We start from the raw sequence: 25,428 nt of genomic DNA, 5'->3' as shown, positions 1-25,428 counted from the left end.
TGCGCGTGATCTCAGGCGCACGACCAGCGGTGACCGGCCTCACCGATTGGGCAGCGCAAGGTCCGTACGCTCCAGGATTTCGCGCAGCTGGTGTCGGTTGGCGACGCCGAGCTTGGGGAAGACGCGGTACAGGTGACTGCCTACGGTGCGATGCGAGAGGTAGACCCGATCGGCGATCTCCTTGTTCGTCAGCCCCTGCGCGGCCAGCCGCACGATCTGCAGTTCCTGCGCGGTCAGCATCGAGGTGAGCGACGCCAGCGGACGTTCGGGCGCTGGGCGGGTCGCAGGCACGCTGCCCGCCGCGCGCAGCTCGGCACCAGCGCGCTGCGCCAGCGAACCGGCCCCGACGCCCGCGGCCTCGAAGGTGCGCAGCGCCGCGCTTAGCTGCTCACGGGCCTCCAGTACCCTCCGTGCACGGCGCAGCCACTCACCGTAGATCAGCTGGGTGCGGGCCTGCTCCAGCAGGACGCCGCCCGTCTCGCCGGCGGCCAGTGACGCCCGGTAATGCTCTTCCGCCTCGTGCCCGTCGGCCAACAGGGCGCGGCTGCGATGGACCAGGGCGCTCAGGTGCGCCGAACCCAGCACCTCGGCGGCCCGGCCGACCCGGGCAAGGACCGGGTGGGCGACCTCCGGCTCTCCGCTGCGCACCGCTGCCTCGGTGAGGTCCGCGATCGCCCACTGCTCGAAGACCGGGTGCCTGGAGGTGCCGTGCAGGTCGGTGAGGGCATCGGAGTAGCGGCGCTGGTCCATCGCCAGCAGGCCCGAGGCCCAGGCCAGGCCAGCGGGGACGCGTTCGACGCCCGCGCCCGCCAACAGCGCACGGCTGGACTGCAGCACGGTAGCCGCCTCCGGGCGGCGGCCGGTCCACAGGTACACCTGGACGGTGCTGGCCCCGGCCAGCGCCGCGACCAGCGGCAGACCGAGATCGAGGGCCGTGCGCCGTGCCTGCTCGGCGTGCTGGAGGGCGTCGGGCAGCTGCCCGGCGATCACCTCCAGGAGGGCCAGGCCACTCAGCGCGTGGACGACATCGCTCGGTGAGCCCAGGCGCTGCAGCTCCTCGGCCGCCAGCGCGCGGGCACGGCGCGCCGTCGGCAGGTCTTGCAGCAGCTCGGCCGCCTGGGCGAGGGTGAGCAGGGACAGCAGGGAGTCACCGGGTGCGCGGGAGAGCATTGCCGGCAGGGTGGGGCGGACCAACCCTGCGTGCGCCAGCGGGTCGAGCACTGCCAGCCCCAGCTGCTGAGCGGCGTCCCGACGCCCCAGGTCGATCGCAGCCAACTGGTCGTGCACGGCCCGGCGCAGCGCCACCTCGCTGCTGGTGTCGGAGTTGACGTGGTTGCTGGCGTGGAACGCCGCGGCCACGAGGACTGCAGCGCGCTGCTCGGGATGCTCAGCACCACTGGCTCCCCCCAGCGCTTGGGCGTACGCGAGCTGGTCGGCGGTGCTGCTGTGCTCCCGGCCCAGGTAGGTGCTCACCAGCGCCCGGGACTGCGCCCACTCGAAGCGGCGCCGCGGCGACATCGGCAATGCTGCCGCCTCGGCGAGGACCTGATCGGCCTGGGCCAGGTTGCCCGCCTGGCGGGCCAGCTCCGCCGCCTGCACCAGAAGCCTCACCCGCTCGTCCACCACCGGAGACAGCTCAGCGGCCCGGTGCAGGGCGGTGGCCGCCTCGGCTCGCGCCCCGCGCCCGGCCGCCTGCGCGGCCGCGGTCTCGAGCTCGGCGGCCACGGACTCGTCGGGCGCCACCGTGGCCGCGGCCCGGTGCCAGGCGGCACGACCGCTGTCGCCGGTGGTCGCGGCCAGGGCCCGGTGCGCCTCGGCTCGCTCGAGGGAGGAGACCGCGCCGTAGACGGCTGAGCGCAGCAGGGGGTGGCGCAACCTCAACCGGTCCCGCACGACGCTCACCAGGTCGGCCCGCTCGAGCGGTGTGAGGTCCTGGATGAGCACACCGAGCCGCTGACCGGCGTCCAGCAGCTCCGACAGGCGTTCGCCCTCCCCGGCGGCCGCCAGCAGCAGCAGCGTGCGGCTGGCGGCCGGCAGATCGGCCACCTCGCCGAGGAAGGCGGCCTCTAGGCGGCGGGTGGTCGGTAGCGGTGCCGTGGCGGGGAGACGCTGGCCCGTGTCGCGGGCGCGCAGGGCGGCTGTCAGCTCACGCAGCGCGAGGGGGTTGCCGCCGGCCTCGTCCAGGACGCGTCGGCGCGCCTCGGCCGTGAGGGGCGACGGCGCCGCGGCACCGGGAGCACGCGCGACGGCGGCCTCCACGGCGTCCAGCAGTTCCTCGGAATGGTGCCGGGACAACGGCTGCAGCAGCACCCTCACGGTCGCCGCGGACTCCAGGACCTCGCTGCCGCTCTCCGGCGAGGAAGCCTCGCCGCGGTCGGTGCGGGCGCTGGCGAGCAGCAGGGCCCGGGCGACGCCCAAGCGGCGGGCGACGAAACCGATGACCTCGGCGCTGGAGACGTCCAACCACTGGGCGTCTTCCACGACGAGCAGCAGCGGCCGGGTGGCGGCCACCTCCTCCACCAGCCCCAGCACCGCCAGGGCGATGAGCAGCCGGTCGGGCGCGGGACCCTCCTGCAGGCCCAGCGCGGTCAGCAGCGCCGCACGCTGGCGAGGGGGCAGCGCGAAGACCCGGTCCAGCACCGGGTGCACCAGCTCGTGCAGCGCGGCGAAACCTGCCAGGGCACCGCGCTGGAAACCGGAGCACCGCAGCGTCTGGAAGCCCGCCGCGGCAGCCGCGTCGGTGAGGACGGCGACCAGGGTCGTCTTGCCGATGCCGGCCTCGCCCTCGACCACGACCACCTCGCCGGCACCGGAGGTCGCGACCGAACCGAGCAGCTCACGCAGCCGAGCCAGTTCCCGCTCGCGCCCGATCACTGCCCACCCCTGCGCCTGCGCCCGAGCGTGGAGATCACGACGGGGACCCACCGGGGCGACGACCCCGCGTCGGCCCCGCGGCTCATGCCCGGTGGAGTCGACCACCGCCACGAGCCCGCGTCAGGGTGCCATCCCGGTGGGCCCGGCGCAACGATCCGGCGTCTCGCCCACCGCGCCTGCAGTCACGTGACGGATGTGACTCGCCCTCGTCCGGGGCACGGTGGTGGTCGTCCCCCAGCGCGTTGTCTGGACGCTGGTGGCTGGACGAGCAGCGGAGGAGCACCGGTGACGGTCGAGGAACTCATGCACGCCAACCTCCTGGAGGTCTTCGCCGAGCGGGACCCCGAACGGCGGTGGGCGGCCATCGAGCGCGTCTACGTGCCCGGCGTCAGGTTCGCCGACCCGGACGAGACGGTGGTGGGTCACCAGGCCCTCCACGAGAAGGCCCAACGGCTGCTCGACGAATCGCCGGGCTTCGTCTTCAGCCCCGGCGGGCCGGTCCACGTCGTGCAGGACCTGGGGTACCTGGCCTGGCAGTTCGGTCCCGAGGGCCAGGACCCGGTGGTGCGCGGTGCGGACATCGCCATCGTCGAGAAGGGCCTGATCACCGACGTCTACACGATGCTGGTACCGGGGTGAGGGAGCAGCGAGGTGAGGTCGGTGTCCTCGGGGCGAGCGGGCAACAGGGTTCTGCGGTGGTCCGGGCGCTCTCGGGAGCGGGCGTGCCGGTGCGCGCCCTCATGCGCCGCCCCATGGCGGCCGCCGCCCTGGCGGAACTGCCGGGCGTGCGCGTGGCGCACGCCGACACCGACGACCCGGTGAGCCTGCACGAGGCCTTCAGCGGCGTCAGCGCGTTGTTCGTCATGACCGTCTTCGCCGCCCGCGGCCCCGCCGGGGAGGTGGTGCAGGGGCGGGCCGTCGTCGACGCGGCCGCCGCCGCACGGGTCCCGCACCTGGTGTACAGCTCCGTCGGAGGCGCCGAACGCTGCTCCGGCGTCCCCCACTTCGAGAGCAAGTGGGCCGTCGAGGAGCACCTGCGCGCCAGCGGCGTGCCAGCGGTGGTGGTCCGCCCGGTGTTCTTCATGGAGAACTTCCTGCAGTCGATGGCCCCCGTGCGCGAGGGGGACGACCTGGTGCTACGGGCACCGCTGCGCCCGCACACGCCCCTGCAGCTGATCTCGGCCCTGGACGTCGGCGCCGTCTCGGCCGCCCTGCTCGTCCGCCCGGATCTGGCGGGGGCCGGTGCCGTCGAGGTCGCCGGTGATGAGCTGAGCGCCGAGCAGATCGCCGAGCACCTGGGTCGCCGGTACGGGCTCGCCGGGCGGTTCGAGCCGACCCCGGTCGAGGCCGTGGCCGACGAGGACTTCCGGGCGATGTTCGCTTGGCTGGCACGCTTTCCCGCCTACCGCGCGGACCGACCGCTCACCCGGCGGCTGCACCCGGGGGTTCACGACTTCCCCGCCTTCCTGGCCTCGCAGCAACGACCTTCCCCCTTTCCGAACCCGCACCGAGGAGCCGGCGTGAGCACCATCCAGAGCGACCCCGACGTCCGTTCCGACCGCGAGGCGATCCAGCGCCTCATCAACGCTTACGCCCACCACGCCGATCGGCGCGACCCGACCCGGCAGGCAGCGGTGTTCAGCGAGGACGCTCGGGTGCTGCTCTTCGAGAGCGACCCCGCGCAGGCCGACCCGGTGCAGACCGTCCACGGCCGCGAGGCGCTCGCCGCGACGTTCGCCGGTCTGATTGCGCAGTACGAGGCCACCACCTACTTCAACGGCCAGAGCGACATCGACGTCGCCGGCGGCTCAGCGAGCGCCGAGACGTACTGCATGGCCCACCACCTGCTCCGGCAGGACGGGCAGCGCGTGCTGCTGACCATGGCCATCCGCTACCTGGACACCTTCGAACGGACCGCGGAGGGCTGGCGCATCGCCGAACGACGGATCGTCTTCGACTGGACGGACCGCCGCCCCTCGCAGCCGTGACCCGCACCACCGCAACCACAACCAGAACAGGGATCGAGGGAGACGTTCGATGAGCTGGGGCATCATCGGTGCCGGCGCGATCGGGCAGGCCTTGGCGGCCCGCTTCACCGCCGCCGGCCAGGAGGTCGTCATCAGCAACAGCCGGGGCCCGCAGTCGCTGGCGCAGCTGGCGTCGGAGCTGGGGTCGAACCTGCACCCCGGCACCGTCGCCGAGGCGGGGGCCGCCGACACCGTGGTGCTGGCCGTCCCATGGAGCCAGGTGCCGGCGGCGGTGGACGCGGCCGGCGTCGCCGACTGGCGGGACCGCATCGTGGTCGACACGACCAACCCCCTGGAACCGCCCGACTTCCGCGTCGCTGACCTCGGCGGACGCACCTCCAGCGAGGTGGTGCAGGACCTGGTCGCCGGCGCCCGGCTGGTCAAGGCGTTCAACACCCTCGCTCCCGCGGCGCTCGCCGCTGAGCCGCGCACGGGCGCCGGACGGCGCGTGGTGTTCCTCTCCGGGGATCACCCCGGTGCGAACCGGGAGGTGGCGACCCTGGTCCACGCGGCGGGCTGGGCGCCCGTCGACCTCGGCCCGCTCGCGGTCGGCGGCCGCCTGCAGCAGTTCCCCGGGGGGCCTCTGCCTACCCTCGATCTCCTCCTGCAGGGGTGAGGGCGAGCCGCCTTCGCCGAGGGGCTGGGCGCTCGGCGGTGAGGTCGCTCCGCGCCACCGCGTCCGTGCGAGTCCGACGCCCGCACTCGGCCGCTGCGGCGCGCCGCAGCGGCCGAGTGCGGGCGGGGTCGTGGCCCACACCGACCGGGCCCCGACGAGCCGCCGACGGAGATCGACCGGCCGCAGCACGCCTCCTCGACCGCACGCCGACGCCAAGAGTTGTGTCGCGAGACCGTCGACCATGAGGGCGACGGTTCCGGCACGCCCGTGCCGGGTCCACCCGGGGTCCGGGAGTGCGTCGAAGCGCAGGCCGGAGCGCGGACGCCGTCGACGATGGTGCGGAAGGCTCGCAGGCGGCCTGCTGGCGGAAGCGACCCGGTAGCGCGTGCAGGGCGGGAGGTCCTCGGAAAGCCGCCACGGACCCTGCGGTGGAAAGGTGCGGGCGATCGAGCCGATCTCTCCCCGGCGTGGGCGGAGCGGTCGGGTGGCTGGCCCACCACGATCACCGCGGCGGTGGAGAACGCCCGTCGCTGTACGGGGTGGTCGACCGATGGGGGGGACCGCGTGCTCTTGGTAGTGATGACCGACCGCGTCGTGACGGGTGCGACCGCCGTCGAGTTCACCTGCTGGGCGCGCAGCGGGAGCAGCGGTCGGGATCGAGCTGGGGCCGGCATCCGGCGAGGATCCGAGCTCGCTGGGGGCGACGCCGGGACCCTTCCAGCGTGGACGACGTTTCGAACCCAACCATCCGGCGGCCGCGCACCCGAAGGCGGTCCGGCGGACGGCTCCTCCTCGAGCCCGTCAGCGCCGCCCCGCGCTGGATCGCGCACCGGGACGCAGTCCAGCGAGGGGCCAGTCCCCGCACGCGCCTCTTCCCTGGGGCACCCGTGAGGACTCGCCCACAGGGAGCCTGCCCGGGACTCACCGTCACCTCGAGGCAGAGGAACCATCACCGAGCAGCACCTCGCGCAACTGACGGCGGTTGGTGATGCCGAGCTTGGGGAACACCTTGTAGAGGTGCGTGGACACGGTGCGGTGTGAGAGGTAGATCCGGTCGGCGATCTCCTTGTTCGTCAATCCCTGCGCCGCCAGCCGGGCGATCTGCAGCTCCTGCGCGGTCAGCGACGAGGCGGTGGGCGACGAGGGTGCGGTTGGCGGGGCCGGACGGCTCGCGGGGACGGCGCCGGCGGCCGCGAGCTCGGCCGAGGCCCGCAGGGCCAGGGGACCTGCCCCGGCACCGGCCGCGTGCAGCGCCTCGAGCGCGACGGTCAGGTGCTCGCGCGCCTCCAGCACCCGTCGCGCCCGGCGCAACCACTCGCCGTAGAGCAGGTGGGTGCGGGCCAGTTCCAGGGGGGCGTCGCTGTGGGCGCCCGCGGCGAGCGCGGCCTCGTAATGCCCCTCCGCCTCGCCCCCGTCGGCCAGTAGGGCCCGGCTGCGGTGCACCAGCATCTGCAGGTGCGGCGAGCCGAGCTCGCGAGCGGCCTCCTCGGCGTCCGCGAGGAGTTCGCGAGCCGATTCCGGTTCGCCCGCACGCACGGCGGCCTCGGTCAGATCCGCCACCGCCCACTGCGCGTAGGCGCGATCCACGACGACCCCGCGCAGTTCAGCCACGGCATCGAGGGGACGCCCCTCGTGCAGCGCTAGCGACCCGGCCGCCCAGGCTATGCCCGCCGTCACGTTCGGGATCCGGGCTCCGGTGAGCAGCGCCCGACTGCGCCCCAGCGCCTCGGTCGCCAGCGTCGGATGCCCGGTCCACACGTGCACCTGGGCCGCGGTGGCCTCCGCGGACGCCGCGACCAGCGGGAACTCGAGGTCCAGGGCCGTGCGCCGGGCCTGCTCCGCCGTGGCCAGCGCCTCGGACAGGTCCCCGGCGATGACGTGCAGGACGGCCAGCGCGTCCAACGCCCGGACGACGTCGCTGGAGGAGCCCGCGCGCTGGAACGCCTCGGCGGCCATGATCCACGCCCGACGTGCCGTGGGCAGGTCCTGCAGGAGTTCCGCCGTCATCGCGACGGAGAGCAGGAAGAAGAACACCGGCGGCGGCTGCTGCAGGATCCGGGGCAGCGCGGGCCGCACTGCTGCCGCGTGCGCCAGCGGGTCGAGCACCGCCAGCCCCAGCTGCTGCGGACCGCTCCAGCTCGGCGGCTTCACCGCGGCCAGCTCGTCGTGCACGCGACGCCGCACCGCTTCGTCTACGGCGAGGTCACCGCTGTAGTGGTGGATGACGCCGAACGCCACGGTGGTCAGGATGGTGATGCGCTCCTCGGGGTGTTCGGTGCCGGAGGGCCCGGCGAGCTCCCGCGCGTAGGCGAGCTCGTCGCTGGGGTCGCTGTGGTCTTCGCCCTGGTAGTACCCCAGCAGGCGCCGCACGTGCGTCCGCTCGGCGCGGTGCTGCGGCGACATGGGCAGGGTCAGCATCTCGGTGAGGATCTGCTCGGCCTGGGCCAGGCTGCCGGCCTGGCGGGCCAGCTCGGCTGCCTGCACCATGCGTCGCGCTTGGTCCTCCCCCTGCACCGACAGCTCGCTGGCTCGGCGCAAGGCGGCGGCCGCTTCGGCCCGCGCCCCGCGCTGCGCTCCCCGGGTGGCGGCGGCTTCCAGCTCGGCGGCCACGGACTCGTCGGGCTCCACGGTGGCCGCGGCCCGGTGGCAGGCGGCCCGGCTGCCGTCGCGCACGGCTCCGGCGAGCACCCGGTGCGCCTCGATGCGCTCGATCGAGGACGCCGCGCCGTAGATGGCCGAGCGCAGCAGGGGGTGGCGCAGCTGCAGCCGGTCCGCCACGACGCTCACCAGGTCCGTCCGCTCCAGCGGGATCAAGTCCTGGGGCGTCAGCCCCAGCTCGTGTCCGGCCGCGAGCAGCTCCGGCAGGGTGAGCTCCTCACCGGCGGCGGCCAACAGCAGCAAGGTACCGCTGGCGGCTGGCAGGTCGGCCACCTCGGCGAGGTACGCCGCCTCCAGGCGGCGGGTGGTGGGCAGCGGCACACCCAGGGGCACCGCCTCGTCCCCGCCGCGGGCGCGCTGAGCGTGAACGAACTCGCGCAGCGCCAGCGGGTTCCCGCCCGCCTCCTCGAGCACCCGTTGCCGCACGGCGCGGGTCAAGACGGCGGGCGGCGTGTCCAGGGTGCTCAGGAGCCGCTCGGAGTGCTCGGCCGACAGCGGCGGCACGTGCAGGTGCTCGGCACCGCCGAGGTTCAGCACCTCGCGGGTGCGCTCGAGGGCGACCTCGCCGCCGCTGGTGGTGCGGGTGGTGGCCACCAGGGCGATCGGGGCCGTGTGCAGTCGCCGGGCGACGAAACCCACCACCCCCGCGCTGGAGACGTCCAACCACTGGGCGTCCTCCACGACGAGCAGCAGCGGCCGAGTGGCGGCCACCTCCTCCAGCAGCCCCAGCACCGCAAGGGCGATGAGCAGCCGGTCCGGCGCGGGTCCCTCTTGCAGGCCGAAGGCGGTCAACAACGCCGCCCGCTGGCGAGGGGGCAGCGCGGGGACCCGGTCCAGCACCGGATGCACCAGCTCGTGCAGCGCGGCGAAACCCACCAGAGCCTGGCGCTGGAAGCCCGCGCACCGCAACGGCTGGAAGCCCGCCGCGACAGCCACGCCGGTCAGAGCGGCGACCAGCGCGCTCTTGCCGATGCCGGGCTCACCTTCGACCACCACCGCGCGACCGCTCCCGGCGGCCATGACGAGCTCGAGCAGCTCACGCAGCTCCGCCAGCTCACGTTCTCGGCCGATCACTCTGGTCTGTTCCCCCACCACCTCGCCGCTGGCCGCGGGCACTGGCGTCCCGCCGCGGTGGTGACGACCAACGCCGGTTGCTCGCCGCTCGTGCCCAGCGAGGCCACGCGCCGGCGCGGGCCGGGCTCAGCGTCCCATCGGGCGGCTGACATGGCAAAAGTCCCACGCACGCCTGCCGTGTCGTGCACGGAGTCGCGCCAGAGGTCGTGCAACGGGTCACCTTGGACCCGCTTCAACGCGGCGAGCGCGTCGGCGCCGCCGTGCCACCACCCCCGCCCGCGCCGGCTCGGCCGCGGGCGCGCCAGTAGGCACAGCGCCAGCACGATTGGCGTCGATCGGCTGAAGGTCGCAGGAAGTGGAGTCCTGGTTGCCGAGCGCGGCAACACGCGCCCTGCTGGGTCAACCCGCTGCAGCGCCGCCCCGCCGCGCCCGTACCGCTCCAAGCGGGAGCGGGACTCCAGGCTGACACCACGTCGTCCGCACCCCGAGCTTGCAGCTCAGGCAGGCGTTGCGCTCACGCGTGCCCCTCCCGCATGCGGGCCGGGGTCCGGCTCCTGTCGGCCTAGAGCTCGCGCGACGTCCGCCGCAGCCCCACACCTGGACGACGCGCAGGGTGCCGCGAGGGGCGCAAGCGGACTGGCACCAGCCTTCAGGCCGGGTGCCCTGCGGAGGCGGCATGACTCAGCGCGCGGTGACTGAGCCCGCGTCGCCCTCGTCGGCGCCAGCGGCGACAGGGGCAGGGGTACCGGCGGGGGCGGGGACTGGTATGGCTGCCGGGACGAGGGTGGAGCCGACGGGTCGCCGGGAGGCAAGCAGCGCGATCACCGCTCCGCCAGCCAGGAGGAGCGCTGCAGACGCGAAAGCCCACCGCAGTCCGGTCGTGACGACCTCGGCTTGGACCGGTCCGGCAACACCGTGCGTGACGGCGGCGCTGACGGCGATCAGGACAGCGAGGCCGATGGATCCACCCACCTGCTGGGAGGTGCTGGCGACCCCACTGGCGACCCCCTGCTGCTCGGCGGGGACGCCGGTGGAGGCGATGACCCACTGAGCCGTCCAGGCGGTGCCCATCCCCAGGCCGGAGAGCAAGCTCAGGGGCAGCAGCACCATGACGTAGGCCTGGTCGGCGCGCAGCAGCAGGGCAAGCGCTCCCATCGCCGCGGTGCCGGCGATCAGCCCCGTGAACGCCGTTCGCTGCGCTCCGATCCGGGCGACCAGGCGGCCGCCGAGACTGGTTCCGACCACGATGGCGAGGGACAAGGGGACGAACGCCAGACCGGCCTGCACGGCGGTGAAGCCGTGCACGCCCTGCAGCCAGGTGGTGACGAGGAAGAACTGACCACCGAAGCCGGCGAAGTGCACCCCCGTCAGCAGGGCACCGGTCGTGAGGTTGCGGTTGCGGAACATCGTCAGTGGCATGAGGGGGTGGGCCGCTCGCGCCTCGATGCGCAGGAACAGCGCCAGCGAGAGAGCGGCGATCACGAACGCCGTCAGGGTCACCGGTGATGACCAGCCCTGCTGCGGACCTTCAACGAGGGCGAAGACCAGGGACAGCGACCCCAGCGTGGCGGTGGCGCTGCCGGGGATGTCGTACTGGCTCCACGCGCGCGACGCCCCGCGTGGGCTGGTGCGTGTGTGTTTCCGGGTGTCGGCGAGCGCGGGCAGGGCGAGCAGGCCCACGGCCAGGGCGAAGGGGACGACGACGAAGAACGTGGAGCGCCACCCGAGGGAGCTGGTCAGCAAGCCTCCCAGGAGTGCCCCGATGGCGCCTCCGGCTGCTCCCGCCCCGCTCCAGACGGTCAGGGCGCGGTTGCGGGCGGCGCCTTCGGGGAAGATCGCGTTGATGAGCGCGAGGGTGACGGGAAAGAGGAGCGCCCCGCCGAGCCCCTGCACGACGCGGGCTGCGATGAGCAGGGGCTGGCTGGGTGCGAGGCCGCCCAGGAGGGAGCCAGCGGCGTAGAGGCCGAGGGCCGTCAGGAGGACGGCGCGTCGAGCCAGCAGGTCGGCAGCACGGCCGCCCAGGAGGAGAAAGCCGCCGAAGGCCAAGGCGTAGGCGGAGACCACCCATTGGACGGACGCGGAAGTGAAGTGCAGGTCCGATGCCAGCGAGGGGAGTGCGACGTAGACGATGTTGTAGTCGATGGCGATGATGAGCTGGTTCGCGGCCAGGACGATCAGGGCGAGCGTGTTCATCCGTTCGCGAGGTAGCTGGGGGGTTGCCACGAGTCCTCCGGTGTTGGCGCGCGCGTTGCCTGCGCTGGGTGTGGTCTGGATGCAGGGACGCGGCAGCGCGCGGTGTCCCGAGCAATGGCCGCAGACCGCCGTGCTGTCTTGTGAGCTGTGCGTTGACGTGCGTCAGAGCTTGCGGCAGCTGCCGCAGCGTGTGCCCACCTGGCGTGTACGAGGTCATTCACCTCGTTCGTTGGTCGCGAACACGACGGATGCCCGGCTCGGCCGGGCGGAGGTTCAGGGTCGATAGCGGAAGAGCTGCGGCGGCCTCGTGCGGAAAGGTCCGCAGGAGACCGCCGCATGATGGCTTCTTCTGGCGCTGGTCCGCCAGGCTTCAGCAGGCCATCACCTTCCTGCGGGGACCAGAGCCGGTCATGCAACCGGTACTCACCTGTGCCCGATCAGGTGTCTGCGGCCACGGCCGGCGTTACCGTCCAGGAAAATCAGCCGCAGCCGCCAGGTGCGGATTCCTCCGGGGATCCGGGAGCTGCGTCGGGCCGGGCGGGATACTGCGGCACGTCGAGCGCCTTGGTCCAGGAGATGCGGTCCCTGGTGAAGATCTCCATGATCGGCGGCTTGATGCGCTCAGGATCGTCGACGCTACCCAGCATCACGAACACCTGACCCGGAAACCCTGAGAGGTGGTCGGTGAAGACGCGAGCCCCGCACTCGGGACAGAAGTTGCGCACGAGCGTGTTCCCGCTCGCGGCGACGTAGGAGTAGCCTTTCGGGTTACCGCTGAGGAGGGTGAAGTCTTCCTGAGCGACGCTGAAGTAGCTGCCCATGACACCTCCGGAGGACCTCTGACAGTCCTTGCAGTAGCAGTTCGCGACGAATTCGGGTGCCTTGGTGAACTCGTACGTGATGACGCTGCATTCGCAACGTCCGGTGAACTTCTCGGACATGTACTGCTCCTTCGTTTTGATGACTTCTTGTTCCGCAACGGGCTGCGCGCATGGGGTGAATTTCTCTGACGCGACGCCTCGCTGTCCTGCCGTTCGCTGTGAGCTCGGCGACCCGGCGTTCTGCGCCCTCGGCGGTGGAATTCTGGTGAACCGGCGTCGCAGGCGCATCCGTCACGTGACTGCGGCCGCAGTCACGGCAGGGGCGGTGGGCCAACGATCTCGATGCCGAACTGCGCGGCGATCCGGGTCAACTCTTCTGGATCAGGCGGCGTCGGGTCGGAGAACCCCTCGGGATGCCCGGCGGCGCGGACAAAATCGTCGAAGCCTGCGGGTGTGTGCAGGGTGAGGTAGCGCGCGGTGGGGCTGGTGACGACGAAGCCGTGGGTGTGCCCAGGTGGCAGGATCGCGGCGGTGCCGGGACCGGCGAGGGTGTCGATGTCATCCACCAGGACCCGCAGCTGCCCTTCGAGGACGAAGAAGGTCTCGCTGGCCAGCAGGTGACGATGCATCGGGCTACCGTGGCCGCGTAGAGCTTCCACGTCGTGAACGGTTAGCTCACCTGCTGTGTGCTGACCATCGACGCGGATGCGCTCGACAGCACCGAGGAACTCGATCGCATCCTGCACGTCGGGGCTGCTGATGAACGGTGCGGTCAGACGTGAGGTGGTGACGGCATCCTTGGGGGTGCTCATGGGGTGGAACGCTAAGCGAGGCTAGCGCCGTCAGACATCGGTAAGCCTACTGACCTCGACGAGTCGTCGACCTTCCGCCCTCTCGTTGCGCTCGTGGCTGGCGCACCCAGCGTCATCCAGAGTGCACGCGCACGGATCTTCGCCAACGGCAGCGACTGAGTGGCTGCGCTGACGCGAAGACCGGGTTGATGGATGTGACCAGCAGTGAGCCCTGCTCGGAACTAAGATGACGGTCCGCACGCGGCCCTACACGACCGTGGAAGCTCCTGGCCTGGTTCAGCAGCGGCGGCAGATGCAGTGATGAGTCCTCTGCCGCAGCCCTCGAAGGCCGGGAGATCGCCCACACCAACGGGCACCCACGGGCACCTGCTCACTCCACCTGTGTCGTTCGGCTGACCACGTCCGTCGCGCAAGAAGAGACCTTTTGCTGGGGAACTGTTCGTGCGGACGGAGCCTTGCAGCATTCGTGGAGGACCTGAGACGCAACGTCGGAGCCGTCTCAGAGGTCCGTCACGTGACCGATGGACGCGTGTCGTCTGCACCTGGGAGGGTGCGTCGGTAGTTGCGACGGCGCGAAGATTGGGTCTGGTCATGGCGGAACGCCTCAGCATACGACGGGCAGTCGGTAGTGCTGTCGTCTCCTTTGCAACCCTGGTTCTCGTCCCGTGGGCCGTGGACGCTACTCGCGCTCCCCGGCCGGGCTTGCTTGCCGCGGCGCTACTGCCGGCACTGCTCTTTGGTGCCCTAGCCGGGTACATCAGCGGCCCCTCACCCTTTCCTGCCCTGGCTAAGACGGCTACGGCTTCGGTTCCGTCGGCCATCTCAAGTACGGCCAGTTCGCTCCCGACCGCAGGCATGACTCGCTTGATGCTGGTGTCGACAACCGACTCGGTCTCGTCAGTGCTGTCGGTGTCCTCCCATGAGACGCCTGCGGGTTGGCTTCCTCCACCGGCCGAGAGGCCTCCGCGCCCCAGGCATCTGCCGGTGGCGTCTTGCCCTGCCTCGATGATGGCGCCGCCCCCCAGCGCCGCTTCCAGTCGCCCTGAGGTGTGAGTTTTCTTGAAGCAGCCCCGACGGGACCATTGTTCGGTGAAGGATGGGCATGCCCTGCCCTACCTCGCGTAGCAGCGGCAGACACGCCGACCTGAAAGGTCGTCCAAGGCCGGACGACTCCGGCTCAGCCCTCTCAGGATCCGGTCAAAGTCCGTGCGTTGTTGCGGCCACGCCGTCTGCGTGTCCGGCGCCGTCAGCAGCAGGACGCGGCATCCTGCCGACTTCTCACACGACGGATCACGTGCTCGGCCGGCGCGGCGTGGGCGGAAGATCAGCGGATGTCCCGCCCCGAACTGCCTCCGGCAAACCGCCCACCTCGCCGGGCGCACTGACGCGCAGTCTCGTCACCGTCGCGCCGAGCACCCGCCCCCGTGCGATGGGTGCTTGCGTCCAGCCCATCCGTCACCTGACTGACTTCGGCCTGCGGCCCTTGACCCGTCAGGGCGCGGGTGCGAGCTTCCTGACATGCCTGACGCCGCGGTGAGCCGCCCCGTGCTCATGACCGTCGACGACGACCCCGCGGTGTCGCGGGCGGTCGCCCGCGACCTGCGCCGCCGCTACGGCCAGGCCTACCGCGTGCTCCGGGCCGACTGCGGCGACGACGCGATCGCGGCGCTGCGGGAGGTGAAGCTTCGCGGCGGGACGGTCGCGGCCGTCCTCGCCGACTACCGGATGCCGCAGATGGACGGCGTGCAGCTGCTCGAGCAGGCGATGGACCTCTTCCCCACCGCGCGCCGGGTCCTGCTGACCGCCTACGCCGACACCTCCGCGGCCATCCGCGCCATCAACGACGTCGACCTCGACCACTACCTCCTCAAGCCGTGGAACCCGCCGGAGGAGAAGCTCTACCCGGTGCTGGACGCCCTGCTGGAGTCTTGGCATGCCGCTCCACCACGCCCGGCTGACGAGGTGGTGGTGATCGGGGACCGCTGGTCGGCGCGCTCTTTCGCGGTGCGCGACTTCCTCGCCCGCAACGAGGTCCCCTACCGCTGGTTGCGCGTGGACGAAGCGGAGGCCGGGCGGTTGCTGGAGGCGGCGGGTCTGGGCTGGACCGATGACCTGGGCCGGCTGGAGGGTCCGATCCGCCTGCCCGTGGTCTTGACCCCGCCGCGGCCGGGCACCTCGGCCGCTGAGGGCGGGCGGCCGGCAGTCCTGGTCGATCCTGACGACACGACGCTGGCTGAGCACGTCGGTCTGAGCACCCGGCCTGCCCGGGACTTCTACGACGTCGCGATCGTCGGTGGGGGTCCCGCGGGGCTCGGCGCGGCGGTGTACGCGGCCTCGGAAGGGCTGCGCACCGTCATGATCGAGGAGCGCGCCACGGGTGGGCAGGCCGGGCAGAGCTCCCGCATCGAGAACTACCTCGGCTTCCCCGACGGGCTGTCGGGGGCGCAGCTGGCCGACCGGGCCCGGCGGCAGGTCGCGAAGTTCGGCGCAGAGACGCTCTCGGCGCGCAGCGTCACCCGCTTGGAGGTCTCAGGCAGCGCGCGGGTACTGCACTTCACCGACGGCACCAGCGTCGCCGCCCACACGGTCCTCCTGGCCACCGGGGTCGCCTACCGCACGCTGCAGGGGCCAGGCGTGGAGCAGTACACCGGGCGCGGCATCTACTACGGCGCGGCCTTGTCAGAGGCCAACGCCTGCGCCGACGAGGACGTGTTCGTCGTCGGCGCGGCGAACTCCGCCGGGCAGTCGGCGGTGAACCTGGCTCGCTCGGCTCGCAGCGTCACCATGCTCGTGCGGGGACCCTCCATTGACGCGTCGATGTCGTCGTACCTGATCGAGCAGATCGCCCAGCGGCCCAACATTCGGGTCCTCACCTGCACCGAGGTGGTCCAAGCTCGCGGCGGTGAGCACCTCTCCTCGATCGTGCTGCGCGACCGGGCCGGCGGAGACGAGCGGGAGGTCGCTGCCCAGCACGTGTTCGTCTTCATCGGGGCCGAACCGCGCACCAGCTGGCTCGACGGTGTCGTCGAACGCGATGCGAAGGGCTTCATCGTCGCCGGCCCCGACCTACACCGCGAGGGCGACCGGCCGCCGGGGTGGGTACTGGACCGCGCCCCCTACCACCTGGAGACCTCGGTCCCGGGAGTGTTCGTCGCCGGCGACGCACGCGCTGAGTCGGTCAAGCGGGTTGCTTCCGCGGTGGGTGAGGGCGCGATGGCCGTCATGCTTGTGCACCGCTACCTGGCACAGTCATGAGCAGCGACGTGAGCGGCGACGTGAGCAGCTCCGATGGACACTCGTCCGTCACCGGGTCGCTGCCTCCCGCTGAGCCGGGGCGCGGAACGGAGAGTGCCCTGCAGCGGCACGACCAGCGGGTGGGCGATGATCCGGTGCATGCCTCCCACGACAGTCCTCGACGGCTGAGTCCGGAGGAGCTGCGCACCCTCTTCCTCTTCGAGCACCTCAGCGACTCTCAGCTGCAACGCATCGCCGCCGCGGGCCGTGTTCTGGACGCCGAACCCGGTTGGCTGTACCGGCAGGAGGAGGAGCCGCGCTGGCTCTTCATCTTGCTCGAAGGGGCGTTGGCGCTGCACCACCGCACGGGTGATGAGGACCTGGAGCTGGGCCGTACCCGCCAGCGTGGTGTCTACGCCGGCGCCTGGGAGGCCTACATGGGCGAGCAGGCACCGACGGGGTACAACACGTCGTTGCGCGTCCTGGAGCCGTCGCGCTTCTTCACCATGCCCGCCGCGGAGTTCGGCGCCGCGGTGCGTGAGTGGTTCCCGATGGCCGTTCACCTGCTCGCCGGGCTGCGCATCGGCCTGACCGAGACCCAGCGCCTCACCAGCGCCCGCGAGCGCCTCATCGCTCTGGGTTCGCTCACCGCCGGGCTGACCCACGAGCTGGGCAACCCGGCCGCGGCGTTAAGCCGCAGCGTGGCTCAGCTGCGTGAAGAGGTGGCGGCTCTGCACCACGATCTGGTCCGGATTCTGCCCGGAGGGGCGCAGCTGGCGCAGGCTCGGGACGACCTCGCTGGACGGCAGGGACCGGCAGGGAACGTCCTGGCCCGCGCAGACGCCGAGGACGCCCTGCTGGAAGTCTTGGAGGACCTCGGAGTGGGCGAGATCGCAGCCCTCGAGGAGGGCAGCACGGTCAGTGGCAGCAGCAGTAGAGGGCTCCGCGACGGGAACGAGGCCGCAAGCGAAGATGCGGACGACGCCCAGCAGGCACTGCTCGAGGAGCTGGCGACGACGCTGGCCGAGCACGGAGCCCGGCCCGAAGAGATCGCGGCGCTGGCCGGAGCGAGGGCGGCGGGATCCGCAGCTGAACCTGGACTCGAGGACGGACCTGGAGACGGGACTGCGGCACGAGGCGCGGCGCAGGCGGTGGTCTGGTTGGCCCGCACCCTCGCCGTGGACGGGCTCGTCGCCGAAGCCGCCGCCGCCAGCGCCCGCATCAGCGCGTTGCTGGCCTCGGCTGGCAGCTACGCCCAGCTGGACCGGGCCCCGACACGCTGGGTGGATGTGCGCGAGCTGATCGACGCCAGCATCGACATGCTCGGCGCCGGCGCCGGGCGGGCCCCGCAGGGCGTGAGCATCGTCCGGGAGTACGCCGAGGTGCCTCAGGTCCTCGCTCACGCCGGGGAGCTGACCCAGGTGTGGACGAACCTGCTCGACAACGCGTTGGACGCCTTGGCGGAGACGCCTGAGCGGGAGGGCAGGGTCATCGTGCGGGTCGGGCCGGACACTCTGGAGGGTGGTGTCGTGGTGGAAGTCATCGACAACGGCCCGGGGATCGACCCGGAGGTGCTGCCGCGGATCTTCGAGCCCTTCGTCACCACGAAGGGCGTCGGGCAGGGCACTGGGCTGGGCCTGGACATCGCCTGGCGGGTGGTGGTGCAGCGTCACCGTGGCCGGCTGGCGGTGACCAGTGAGCCGGGGAGGACGGTCTTCCGGGTGTGGTTGCCGACGGATCTGGGCGCGGTTGACCCTGGCGAGGCACAGCGACACGAGCCCTGAGGCTGACCATTCCTGTTCTGATCGAGTACCCCTACCTGAGGAGAAGGCGCACTGTGAGCACCCCTGACGTCATCGAGCCCATCGATCCCACCATGGCTCCCAGCGGTCCCGGCTGTGCAGACTGCGAGGTCGCCACCCCGAAGGGGTGGTGGTTCCACTTGCGTCGTTGCGCCGCGTGCGGCCACGTCGGCTGCTGCGACTCCTCCCCCAGCCAGCACGCCCGCGGGCACGCCGCCGGCACGGGGCACCCGATCGTGCGCAGCTTCGAGCCCGGCGAGGAATGGTTCTACGACTTCACCAGCGACACCACCTACGCCGGCGGCCCTGAGCTCGCCTCTCCCCAGCACCACCCGGAGGACCAGAGCGCTCCCGGGCCCGCGGACCGGGTGCCGACTGACTGGGTTCGGCACCTGCACCGTTGAGGCGCTGAAGGCTGCGCCCGGCTTACCGAGCAGCGATCGAGCAGCAGCACCTTCGGGCCAGAGGCAAACGACCGGCGACGGGCCCACGACGTGCACGACCTCGCGCCAAGGACGGCCCAGGCATTGCCTCCGCGGAAGGGGACGCGATCGCCGGCCTGTGGCCACGCCAGCGTGGGCCGCTCTGCGGCCTTGGGCTCGGTCAAGGCGGGCAGAATCGGCGAGGTGGATCGGGCCGACGCTTGTGTCGGCGCCGTCTTGCCTACCGTCCCTGGCGATACCCGCTTCGAGATCAGTGGTCTACGGCTGGTGGCGCCACAGCGCCAAGGGTTGGCGGAGGTGCTGTTGCTGACCAGTGCGGTTGGACGCCGGGGACGACAAGAGAAGGGGCACGGCTTCGGCGCTGGCCAGTACTTCTCACCCATCTCGATGGCAGGGGCAACTCGGCGCCAGAGCCGACTGCGCGGGCTGCCCCTTGCCTAGGTTGAAGGATCTGAGCGTGTTGGAAGCCTCAGCCGGCAGAGCGCGTCAGGTCCCAGGCCGACACCGTCGCCTCGCCGGAGGGCGTGGCCTACCTCGGAGCCGGCGCGTTCATGCCGCATCCCACCCTTGGCCTCCACCGGGGGCTGCCACACTGGGTACCGAGAGGACGCATGACGTAGGCATCCCCGTCAGGGCATAGGCAGAGGCTGGGAGAGCATGGGGTCGTAGGTGCCAGGGGTGCCCGCGGCAACCGTGTTGCTATCCCGGGTGCGGCCTGAGACGCCGCTCACCTTCCGGCCTCTCCAGCACATCGCGCCCCAGGAGGGCTACCAGCTCACGCCGCGAGCTGGTCTCCGCGACGGCGTCATCAGCGTCCATCGAGGCTACGGGCCCGTCGTGCCGGTGGAGCCGGTCGAGCCGGTCGAGCCGGTCGAGCCGGTGCAGTCACCGCGGTCGGTGCAGGCTCGTAGGTCGGCGTCCTGTTTGTCGCCTGGGCTGCGGCCTCACCCTCGGGCGAAACTGGCATTCCGCCGCGGATGACGGCTGCTGTCCACTGAGCGGCTGTGGGCCCGCCTCCCCCCGGCAGGGTGAGGGTCAGGACGCTCAACCTCGTCGCTTCGACGCTGCGGGCGTAGCAGGTGAAGTTGTCGTGTTATAGCCGTCGCACCCGCATCCACCACGACGTGGGTCCCACATGAGATGCCGCGGAGGCACCTCAGGGCGGGGCCGCAACGTGGGCCCTAGGGACTGCGCCGACGAGCGCCTCAGACGCTGCGCCGACGGGCCGCGGGCTGCAAGTGGGGGTTGTCTAGGCCTTCGTCCGCGGCGTTGAGCGTCACTCCTGGAGCGACAACACCGTCGATGTGGTCCAGGAGGTCAGGGGGCAGGACCACGCCGTCGGCTGCAAGTTGGGAGTGCAGTTGCTCAAGGGTACGCGGTCCGATGATCACCGAGGTCACCGCCGGGTGGTTGATCACGAAGGCGATGGCCATCTGGATCAGGCTCAGGCCGGCCTGATCAGCCAACCCTCCCAGAGCGTCAGCGGCCTCGAGCTTGCGCTGGTTCTGCGGCAGCGCGAGGTCGAAGCGTTCCCGCAGCCGTTGCCGCGCCGGGGCCGTAGGCGCCAAGTCAGCGGCATCCCTGCGCCAGCGCCCCGACAACCACCCTCCTGCTAGAGGGCTGTAGGTCATGACGCCCATACCGTGGCGGGCGGCGGTGGGCAGAACGTCGTTCTCTGCGCCGCGGGTCAGCAGGGAGTAGGACGGCTGCTCAGTCACGAACCGCTGCAGGTGCCGGTCTCTGGCCACCCACTGCGCCTCGACGATCTGGCTGGCGGGGAAGGTGGTGGATCCGACGTATCGCACCTTGCCCTGGTGGACCAGGTCGCTCAAGGCGGCGAGGGTCTCCTCGACGTCGACCTCGGTGCTGGGGCGGTGCACCTGGTAGAGGTCGATCCAGTCGGTGCCCAGGCGACGCAAGGAATCTTCTACCGCCGTCATGATCCAGCGGCGGGAGTTTCCCCGCTGGTTGCGGTCCTGCCCCATCGCGTTGTGGAACTTGGTGGCCAGGACGACGTTCTCCCGGCGACCGCCGGCCAAGGCTTTGCCGACGATTCGCTCGGACTCGCCGGCGGAGTACACGTCGGCGGTGTCGATGAAGTTGATACCGGCGTCGAGGGCTTGCTGGACGATGGCTACGCCCTCCTCCGGGTCGGGGTTGCCCCACGGCCCGAGCATCATGGCCCCCAGGCATGTGGTGCTGACGCTGACGCCGGTGCGCCCCAGCGTGCGGTAGTCCACCGCCTGCCTCACATGTCCCGGTAGCGCCGCGCCTCGGACAGTGCGCGCCGGGCGCCGTCGACATCCAAGCGGGCGCCGTAGGCGGGGGTGTCGCGCTGGTAGCGCCAGCCCTCCGCCAGCTTGCCTGCATCGACGACGTCGAAGCCGAAGGCGTTGATCAGCCGCGTCGCCTGCTCCTTGGCTGCTTCATCGTCGCCGGCGATGATCAACGCGCGCCGGGACGGGCTCCCCGCCGGCTGCCCGTCGGTGGTGATGTCGGCTGCGGCGATGTTGCTGAACGCCTTCACCACGTGACTGGCGCTCAAGTGTTCCTGCAGCAGCTCCGCTGTCGTGGTCGATTCGTCGTCGAGGGCGGGGAAGCGGCCGTTCCAGTCCGGGTAGTAGTTGCCGGCGTCCAGGACGACCTTGCCGGCGAAGGCATCAGCTGGCAGCTGGGGGTACTTGTCGATGGGGATGGCCACCACGACGACGTCCGCGGCTCGGGCGGCTTCCTCGACATCCACCGCTCGAGCTCGCGGGCCGAGCTCCTCGATGAGACCTTCAAGGGTCTGCGGGCCCCGGGAATTTGCGATGGCCACGTCGTAGCCGACGCTGACCGCGCGGCGCGCGACCTGTGCGCCGATGTTTCCGCTACCGATGATACCGACGACTGTCATGTGCACTCCTCGTGCTCGATTGTTCCACGGTGCTGAAATGTAGCCGTATCTGCAGAAGCAATATGCGCTTCTGTTCCGTATTTCACTGGCGATGTGTTCGTTGCCCGCGCCCACGCGGATGGGTGTTAAGGCCCCGTGCAGTCTGTTCGACAGCGGTCAAGCTCGACTCACCGCCCCGGCAGGTTCGCCCTAGCGTGGCGCACCCAGATCCTCTTGGCATCCGTTACCTGACTGCTTCCAAGACGCCGTCTGCGTGGCCGTGGACTGCGGGCGCGAGCCAGTGAGGCGCCGATCCACGCCAGGCCGGCCCGTGCGTCCCGCCGAGGGGGCCTCATGGAACCCGATCAGCCATGGTGGCGTTGCCCGTCAGGACCTGGAGAGGAGGTCCGGGGGGCGCTGAGCGGTGCAGGCTCCCCCAGCAGCACGGCCGTGAGAGGTGGCGGGTCGGCGACGGCGCAGTGCCAGAGTTGCCTCTTCCCTACAAGGGGTGCCTCACCCGTTGCCGCGTCCATCGCCGCGTCCATCGCCGCTGATATCGGTCCGTGCGTCACCTCGGGCGCCTGCCTGCCTACCGGTCGGCTTGACCGCCGATCCGCCATCAGCTCGGCTGGGCCACCGATCGGCCCCGCAGCCGGAGGCACCACCGCCCGGGCACTGGACTCGCTGGGGGGCCTGCTGGGCGCACGACCGGCCACCGTGTCTGATTCCCCAGCTCCTGCTCGTGGAGGAATTGCTCGCGAACGCGGTGGCGGGGTGCGGATCATCGCCCAGGCGATGGCTGCGCCGGTGAGTGCGAGGACTGCGCACATACGCATCGCGGTCGCGAATGCCTCGCTGATGGCCTGGGGATCGGTGTACGCCGTGCCGTTGAGCCCAACGACGAGAGGCAGCGCGCTGATAGCGATCAGCTGAGCCGTGCGAGCGACGGCGTTGTTGACCCCTGCCGCCACCCCTGCCTGCTGCGCGGGGACCGCTGCCAGCACCGTCGCAGTCACCGGCGCCACCGTCGCGCTCAGCCCGAACGCGAGGACGAGTACCGCCGGCAGGACGTCGTGCAGGTAGGAGGAACCGGGGGCAAGACGGCTCAGCAGCAGCAACCCGGCCGCGATGACCAGCGGTCCCCCGGTCAGCGGCAGCCGAGGACCGATCTTCTGCGCCAACTGCCCCGCACGAGCTGAAAGCACCAGCATCACCAACGTGATGGGCAACGTCGCTGCCCCCGCGATCAACGGGCTGTAGCCCAAGCCTGTCTGCAGTACCACGACGAGCAGGAAGAACACGCCGCCGAGGGCGGCGTAGACCACGAAAGTGAGAAGGTTGGCCGCGCTGAACTGCCGGGAGGCGAAGATGCGCAGCGGTAGCAGCGGATCGTGGGCGTGTTGCTCGACCAGGACGAAGGCCACAGCCGCTGCCAGTCCGAGACCACCCGATGCCCACACCATCCACAGCGGGCCCACTGAGGCCTGGACCAGCGCAAACGTCAGCCCACCCAGAGCCAGGACGACCAGCAGCGTTCCCGCCACGTCCAGGCTCTGCCGGGCGCGGCTCGGCGCCGGCCCCTGCTCCGCACGCTCCCTCGCCGCTGCTCCATGCAGCTCACAGTCATCAGCCTGCGGGAGGTGTTGCCTGGCCGCCGCTGCGGCGAGCAGTCCCAGGGGCACCGGCAGGATGAACACCCATCGCCAGGACACCTCGACCAGCACCCCGCCCAGGACTGGGCCTACGGCGCCGGCGATACCTCCGAGCGCAGACCACAAGCCGATGCCGCGAGCGCGATCGCCGGGAGCCAACATGGATTCCAGCATTGCCAGGCTGCCCGGAACCACCAGAGCTGCTCCGACTCCCTGTACTGCGCGAGCTGCGATGAGGACGCTCAGGTCGGGTGCCAGGGCGCACACAGTCGACGCTACGCAGAAGAGCATCGTCCCGACGATGAAGACCCGCCGGCGTCCCAGTCGGTCCCCTAGCGACCCGCCGAGGAGCACCAGTGAGGCCAGAGTGAGCAGGTAGGCGTTGAGCACCCACTGCAGGTGACTGACGTCAGCCCCCAGTCCGGTCCCGATGCTGGGCAGCGCAACGTTCACCACCGTGGCTTCCACCTGCGCCAGGGCACTTCCGAGGACGGCGACCGCCACCAGCCACCTCCCCGGTGCGCTCGCCAGAGACAGCCCTGCGGTTCTATCCATGACGGCTCTCCTCCCCTGCTCTGTGCCGCGCCTGCTGACCATGCCCCGGTTCGTCCTCACCCACCACGGTTCACTGCAACCGCGGAGGTCAGGGCCCGCCTGGTGATCTAGGGATCGTCGCGGCGCTGCTGACGTGCCGCATCTGTCAGGTGACGTGTCTGTTGCGTCCGGTGTCCGGCGCACCGACTGGCGCCATGGTGATGTGGCGGACGTCAGCGCTGCTCCAGGAACTCCTCCAACAGCACGGTCAGACGCAGAGGGTCTTCGATAGCCGCTGCGTGCCCGGTTGGCAGAGTCCCGGTTCGTGCGCTGGGGATGCCTGCTGCCAGCTCCGCGGAGTGCACCGGAGAGACGAACATGTCCTCGGTGCACGAGACCACCAGGGTGGGGGCGGCGACGTGCGGAAGATCCGCGCGCACGTCGATGCGGCGGGTCATGTCCAGCTGTGCCTTCGCGCCGGGGGTGGAGCTACCGCTCGCGTATCGGCGCACCTCATGCAGAGCCTCAGGGTCCAAGGCGGCCAGCCAGGCGTCAGAGAAGGAGGCGCTGGTCAAGAACGCGCCCAACGCGGCGGTGTCCCCCTCGCCGAGCCCCGCCCACACCTCCAGCCTCATCGCCAGGCTGGGTCGGGGTCGTGCGTAGCCGGCGACGGTCACCACGCTCGTGACGTGCTCCGGGTGGCGGGTCGCCACCCGCAGTGCCACAGCGCCACCCAAGGAGGCACCCACGACTGCGTAGCGCAGCAGACCTGCCGCCGCCGCGAGCTCAGCGATCTGGTCGGCGACACGATCCAGCTGCAGGGGTCCAGGAGGTAACGGACTCGCTCCCGAACCGGGCGGGTCTGGCGTCAGGACCGTGAACCCGTTGGCGAGGGGGTCCTGCAGGCCGTTCCAGTCAGCGAAGCTGCCGCCGGTGCCGTGGATGAGGACGACTCCTGGCCCATCGCCGCGCAGCGTGTACGAAAGGGCGTGGTCGGCCGCCGGAGGAAGGGCGCTCGTCATGGACGAACCTCGTTCGTGACCGGTGAAGGACAGTGAGGAGTAGGGCGGAACGCCGCCTGGGGAGATCAGCGCTCGCTGGGGTCCACGGCCGCCTCGGGCACGGAACGGGGCCCGGGTACGTCGTGGGCGAAGGCCGCGGCCGAGGCGGCTGCCTTCTGGGCGATCTGCTCCGCTGCGCGGGCTGCGCGGCCGGAGACCTTCCACGCCAGCATCCGTGCGCCGAGAGCAGGGGTAGGGGGAAATACGCCCAGTTGAGCGAGCATGGTCATGTCATCGCGTACCGCCTCGTGCTCCAGCACGAGTCCCTGTCGCATGGTGAGAACGTGGATCTGCTCGAAGTTGATCTCACGCCCGGTCGGGGGGATCGCCTGGTCGAGTTCGCCGTCGCGGTATCGCACGAAGGGTCCGGTGTGCAATCCCCGCATGCGCAGACGAATCCAGACGCGATTCCCCTCGTGAGCGGTGGCGCCGATGTCGAAGTGCAGGTCGCTGAAGGCCGCGCGCATCCAGGTTGAAGACGCGAGCACACCGGCGGGCCCCGGGGTGGAGCAGGCAGCAGGGGCGAGGGCAGCCTCCCGGTTGTAGAAGTTGGGGTGGACCAGGTATGAGGCCAACACGTCATCGCCGTGCTCGAGCACCTCGAAGAGTCTGACAGCCGAAGCGGTGAGATCGCTGCTCATGAGCAATGCACCTTTCACAGAAGGTTGAGATATCAGGTTGCTGTAGCCGCCTGCCGCGCAGGATCACGGCGGCGAGGGGACAGGACCGGTCGTCACGGGTGACCTAGGCCA

15 protein-coding genes and 1 pseudogene are annotated in these 25,428 nt (G+C 71.2%); 6 read left to right on the top strand and 10 right to left on the bottom strand.

Going from position 1 to position 25,428, the window contains the following annotated elements:
- Positions 1–39 precede the first annotated feature (39 nt).
- Entirely contained in the window at positions 40–2,874 is a 2,835-nt protein-coding gene (locus tag KRAD_RS22440; protein ID WP_049821365.1) for a helix-turn-helix transcriptional regulator, read from the bottom strand.
- 285 nt (positions 2,875–3,159) lie between these two features.
- Between KRAD_RS22440 and KRAD_RS26445 the strand changes: the two genes are divergently transcribed.
- The 3 genes and pseudogenes from KRAD_RS26445 to KRAD_RS22425 all read left to right on the top strand — a co-directional run.
- A complete protein-coding gene (locus KRAD_RS26445; RefSeq protein WP_012088014.1) occupies positions 3,160–3,513 on the top strand; it encodes a nuclear transport factor 2 family protein in 354 nt (117 codons plus the stop codon).
- Entirely contained in the window at positions 3,510–4,862 is a 1,353-nt protein-coding gene (locus KRAD_RS25355; RefSeq protein ID WP_012088013.1) for an NmrA family NAD(P)-binding protein, read from the top strand. Before KRAD_RS26445 ends, KRAD_RS25355 begins: the two co-directional genes overlap by 4 nt.
- Positions 4,863–4,890: 28 nt before the next feature.
- Positions 4,891–5,517: pseudogene (locus KRAD_RS22425) on the top strand (NADPH-dependent F420 reductase); the annotation flags it as partial.
- 927 nt (positions 5,518–6,444) lie between these two features.
- On the opposite strand, the gene KRAD_RS22420 reads toward KRAD_RS22425, so the two are convergent.
- From KRAD_RS22420 to KRAD_RS22405, 4 genes are all read right to left on the bottom strand, one after another.
- On the bottom strand, positions 6,445–9,249 hold the full coding sequence (locus KRAD_RS22420) for an ATP-binding protein (protein WP_012088010.1): 2,805 nt from the start codon (positions 9,247–9,249) through the stop codon (positions 6,445–6,447).
- A gap of 681 nt (positions 9,250–9,930) precedes the next feature.
- Positions 9,931–11,442, bottom strand: a complete 1,512-nt coding sequence (locus tag KRAD_RS22415; RefSeq protein WP_049821364.1) for an MFS transporter — start codon at positions 11,440–11,442, stop codon at positions 9,931–9,933.
- A gap of 479 nt (positions 11,443–11,921) precedes the next feature.
- Entirely contained in the window at positions 11,922–12,383 is a 462-nt protein-coding gene (locus KRAD_RS22410) for a GFA family protein (RefSeq protein WP_012088007.1), read from the bottom strand.
- Positions 12,384–12,574: 191 nt separating this feature from the next.
- Positions 12,575–13,075: a cupin domain-containing protein gene (locus KRAD_RS22405; protein ID WP_012088006.1), complete on the bottom strand. Its 501-nt coding sequence runs from the start codon at positions 13,073–13,075 to the stop codon at positions 12,575–12,577.
- A 1,518-nt stretch (positions 13,076–14,593) separates the two neighbouring features.
- Here KRAD_RS22405 and KRAD_RS22400 point away from each other — a divergent pair.
- The 3 genes from KRAD_RS22400 to KRAD_RS22390 all read left to right on the top strand — a co-directional run bounded on the left by KRAD_RS22400 (position 14,594) and on the right by KRAD_RS22390 (position 18,515).
- The gene (locus tag KRAD_RS22400; protein ID WP_041292383.1) at positions 14,594–16,330 is read left to right on the top strand and encodes an NAD(P)/FAD-dependent oxidoreductase; all 1,737 of its coding nucleotides are present in this window, start codon (positions 14,594–14,596) and stop codon (positions 16,328–16,330) included.
- A complete protein-coding gene (locus KRAD_RS27355; RefSeq protein ID WP_238985794.1) occupies positions 16,327–18,093 on the top strand; it encodes an ATP-binding protein in 1,767 nt (588 codons plus the stop codon). The genes KRAD_RS22400 and KRAD_RS27355 overlap by 4 nt, the downstream gene beginning before the upstream one ends.
- A gap of 92 nt (positions 18,094–18,185) precedes the next feature.
- Entirely contained in the window at positions 18,186–18,515 is a 330-nt protein-coding gene (locus tag KRAD_RS22390; protein ID WP_085956198.1) for a UBP-type zinc finger domain-containing protein, read from the top strand.
- A gap of 1,244 nt (positions 18,516–19,759) precedes the next feature.
- Here the strand turns inward: KRAD_RS22390 and KRAD_RS22385 are convergent.
- From KRAD_RS22385 to KRAD_RS22365, 5 genes are all read right to left on the bottom strand, one after another.
- Positions 19,760–20,794 (bottom strand): aldo/keto reductase, encoded by a 1,035-nt coding sequence (locus tag KRAD_RS22385; protein ID WP_012087998.1) that lies wholly within the window; start codon positions 20,792–20,794, stop codon positions 19,760–19,762.
- Between the two features lie 8 nt (positions 20,795–20,802).
- On the bottom strand, positions 20,803–21,489 hold the full coding sequence (locus KRAD_RS22380) for an NADPH-dependent F420 reductase (protein ID WP_420812245.1): 687 nt from the start codon (positions 21,487–21,489) through the stop codon (positions 20,803–20,805).
- Positions 21,490–21,794: 305 nt separating this feature from the next.
- On the bottom strand, positions 21,795–23,636 hold the full coding sequence (locus KRAD_RS22375; protein ID WP_012087996.1) for an MFS transporter: 1,842 nt from the start codon (positions 23,634–23,636) through the stop codon (positions 21,795–21,797).
- A gap of 212 nt (positions 23,637–23,848) precedes the next feature.
- Positions 23,849–24,637, bottom strand: a complete 789-nt coding sequence (locus tag KRAD_RS22370; protein ID WP_012087995.1) for an alpha/beta fold hydrolase — start codon at positions 24,635–24,637, stop codon at positions 23,849–23,851.
- 65 nt (positions 24,638–24,702) lie between these two features.
- Positions 24,703–25,317, bottom strand: a complete 615-nt coding sequence (locus KRAD_RS22365; protein WP_012087994.1) for an ester cyclase — start codon at positions 25,315–25,317, stop codon at positions 24,703–24,705.
- Between the last annotated feature and the right edge of the window lie 111 nt (positions 25,318–25,428).

Origin of the sequence: Kineococcus radiotolerans SRS30216 = ATCC BAA-149 (assembly GCF_000017305.1) — a bacterium.
Classification (GTDB): domain Bacteria; phylum Actinomycetota; class Actinomycetes; order Actinomycetales; family Kineococcaceae; genus Kineococcus; species Kineococcus radiotolerans.
Note: the sequence above shows the minus strand (reverse complement) of the source record. Positions and strands in the feature narration are given on the sequence as shown.

Excerpts from the sequence above, each read along its gene's own strand:
- KRAD_RS22415 (WP_049821364.1), bottom strand. The coding sequence starts at position 11,442 with ATGAACACGCTCGCCCTGATCGTCCTGGCCGCGAACCAGCTCATCATC.
- KRAD_RS22410 (WP_012088007.1), bottom strand. The coding sequence starts at position 12,383 with ATGTCCGAGAAGTTCACCGGACGTTGCGAATGCAGCGTCATCACGTAC.
- KRAD_RS22405 (WP_012088006.1), bottom strand. The coding sequence starts at position 13,075 with ATGAGCACCCCCAAGGATGCCGTCACCACCTCACGTCTGACCGCACCG.
- KRAD_RS22400 (WP_041292383.1), top strand. The coding sequence starts at position 14,594 with ATGCCTGACGCCGCGGTGAGCCGCCCCGTGCTCATGACCGTCGACGAC.
- KRAD_RS27355 (WP_238985794.1), top strand. The coding sequence starts at position 16,327 with ATGAGCAGCGACGTGAGCGGCGACGTGAGCAGCTCCGATGGACACTCG.
- KRAD_RS22390 (WP_085956198.1), top strand. The coding sequence starts at position 18,186 with ATGGCTCCCAGCGGTCCCGGCTGTGCAGACTGCGAGGTCGCCACCCCG.
- KRAD_RS22375 (WP_012087996.1), bottom strand. The coding sequence starts at position 23,636 with ATGGATAGAACCGCAGGGCTGTCTCTGGCGAGCGCACCGGGGAGGTGG.
- KRAD_RS22370 (WP_012087995.1), bottom strand. The coding sequence starts at position 24,637 with ATGACGAGCGCCCTTCCTCCGGCGGCCGACCACGCCCTTTCGTACACG.
- KRAD_RS22365 (WP_012087994.1), bottom strand. The coding sequence starts at position 25,317 with ATGAGCAGCGATCTCACCGCTTCGGCTGTCAGACTCTTCGAGGTGCTC.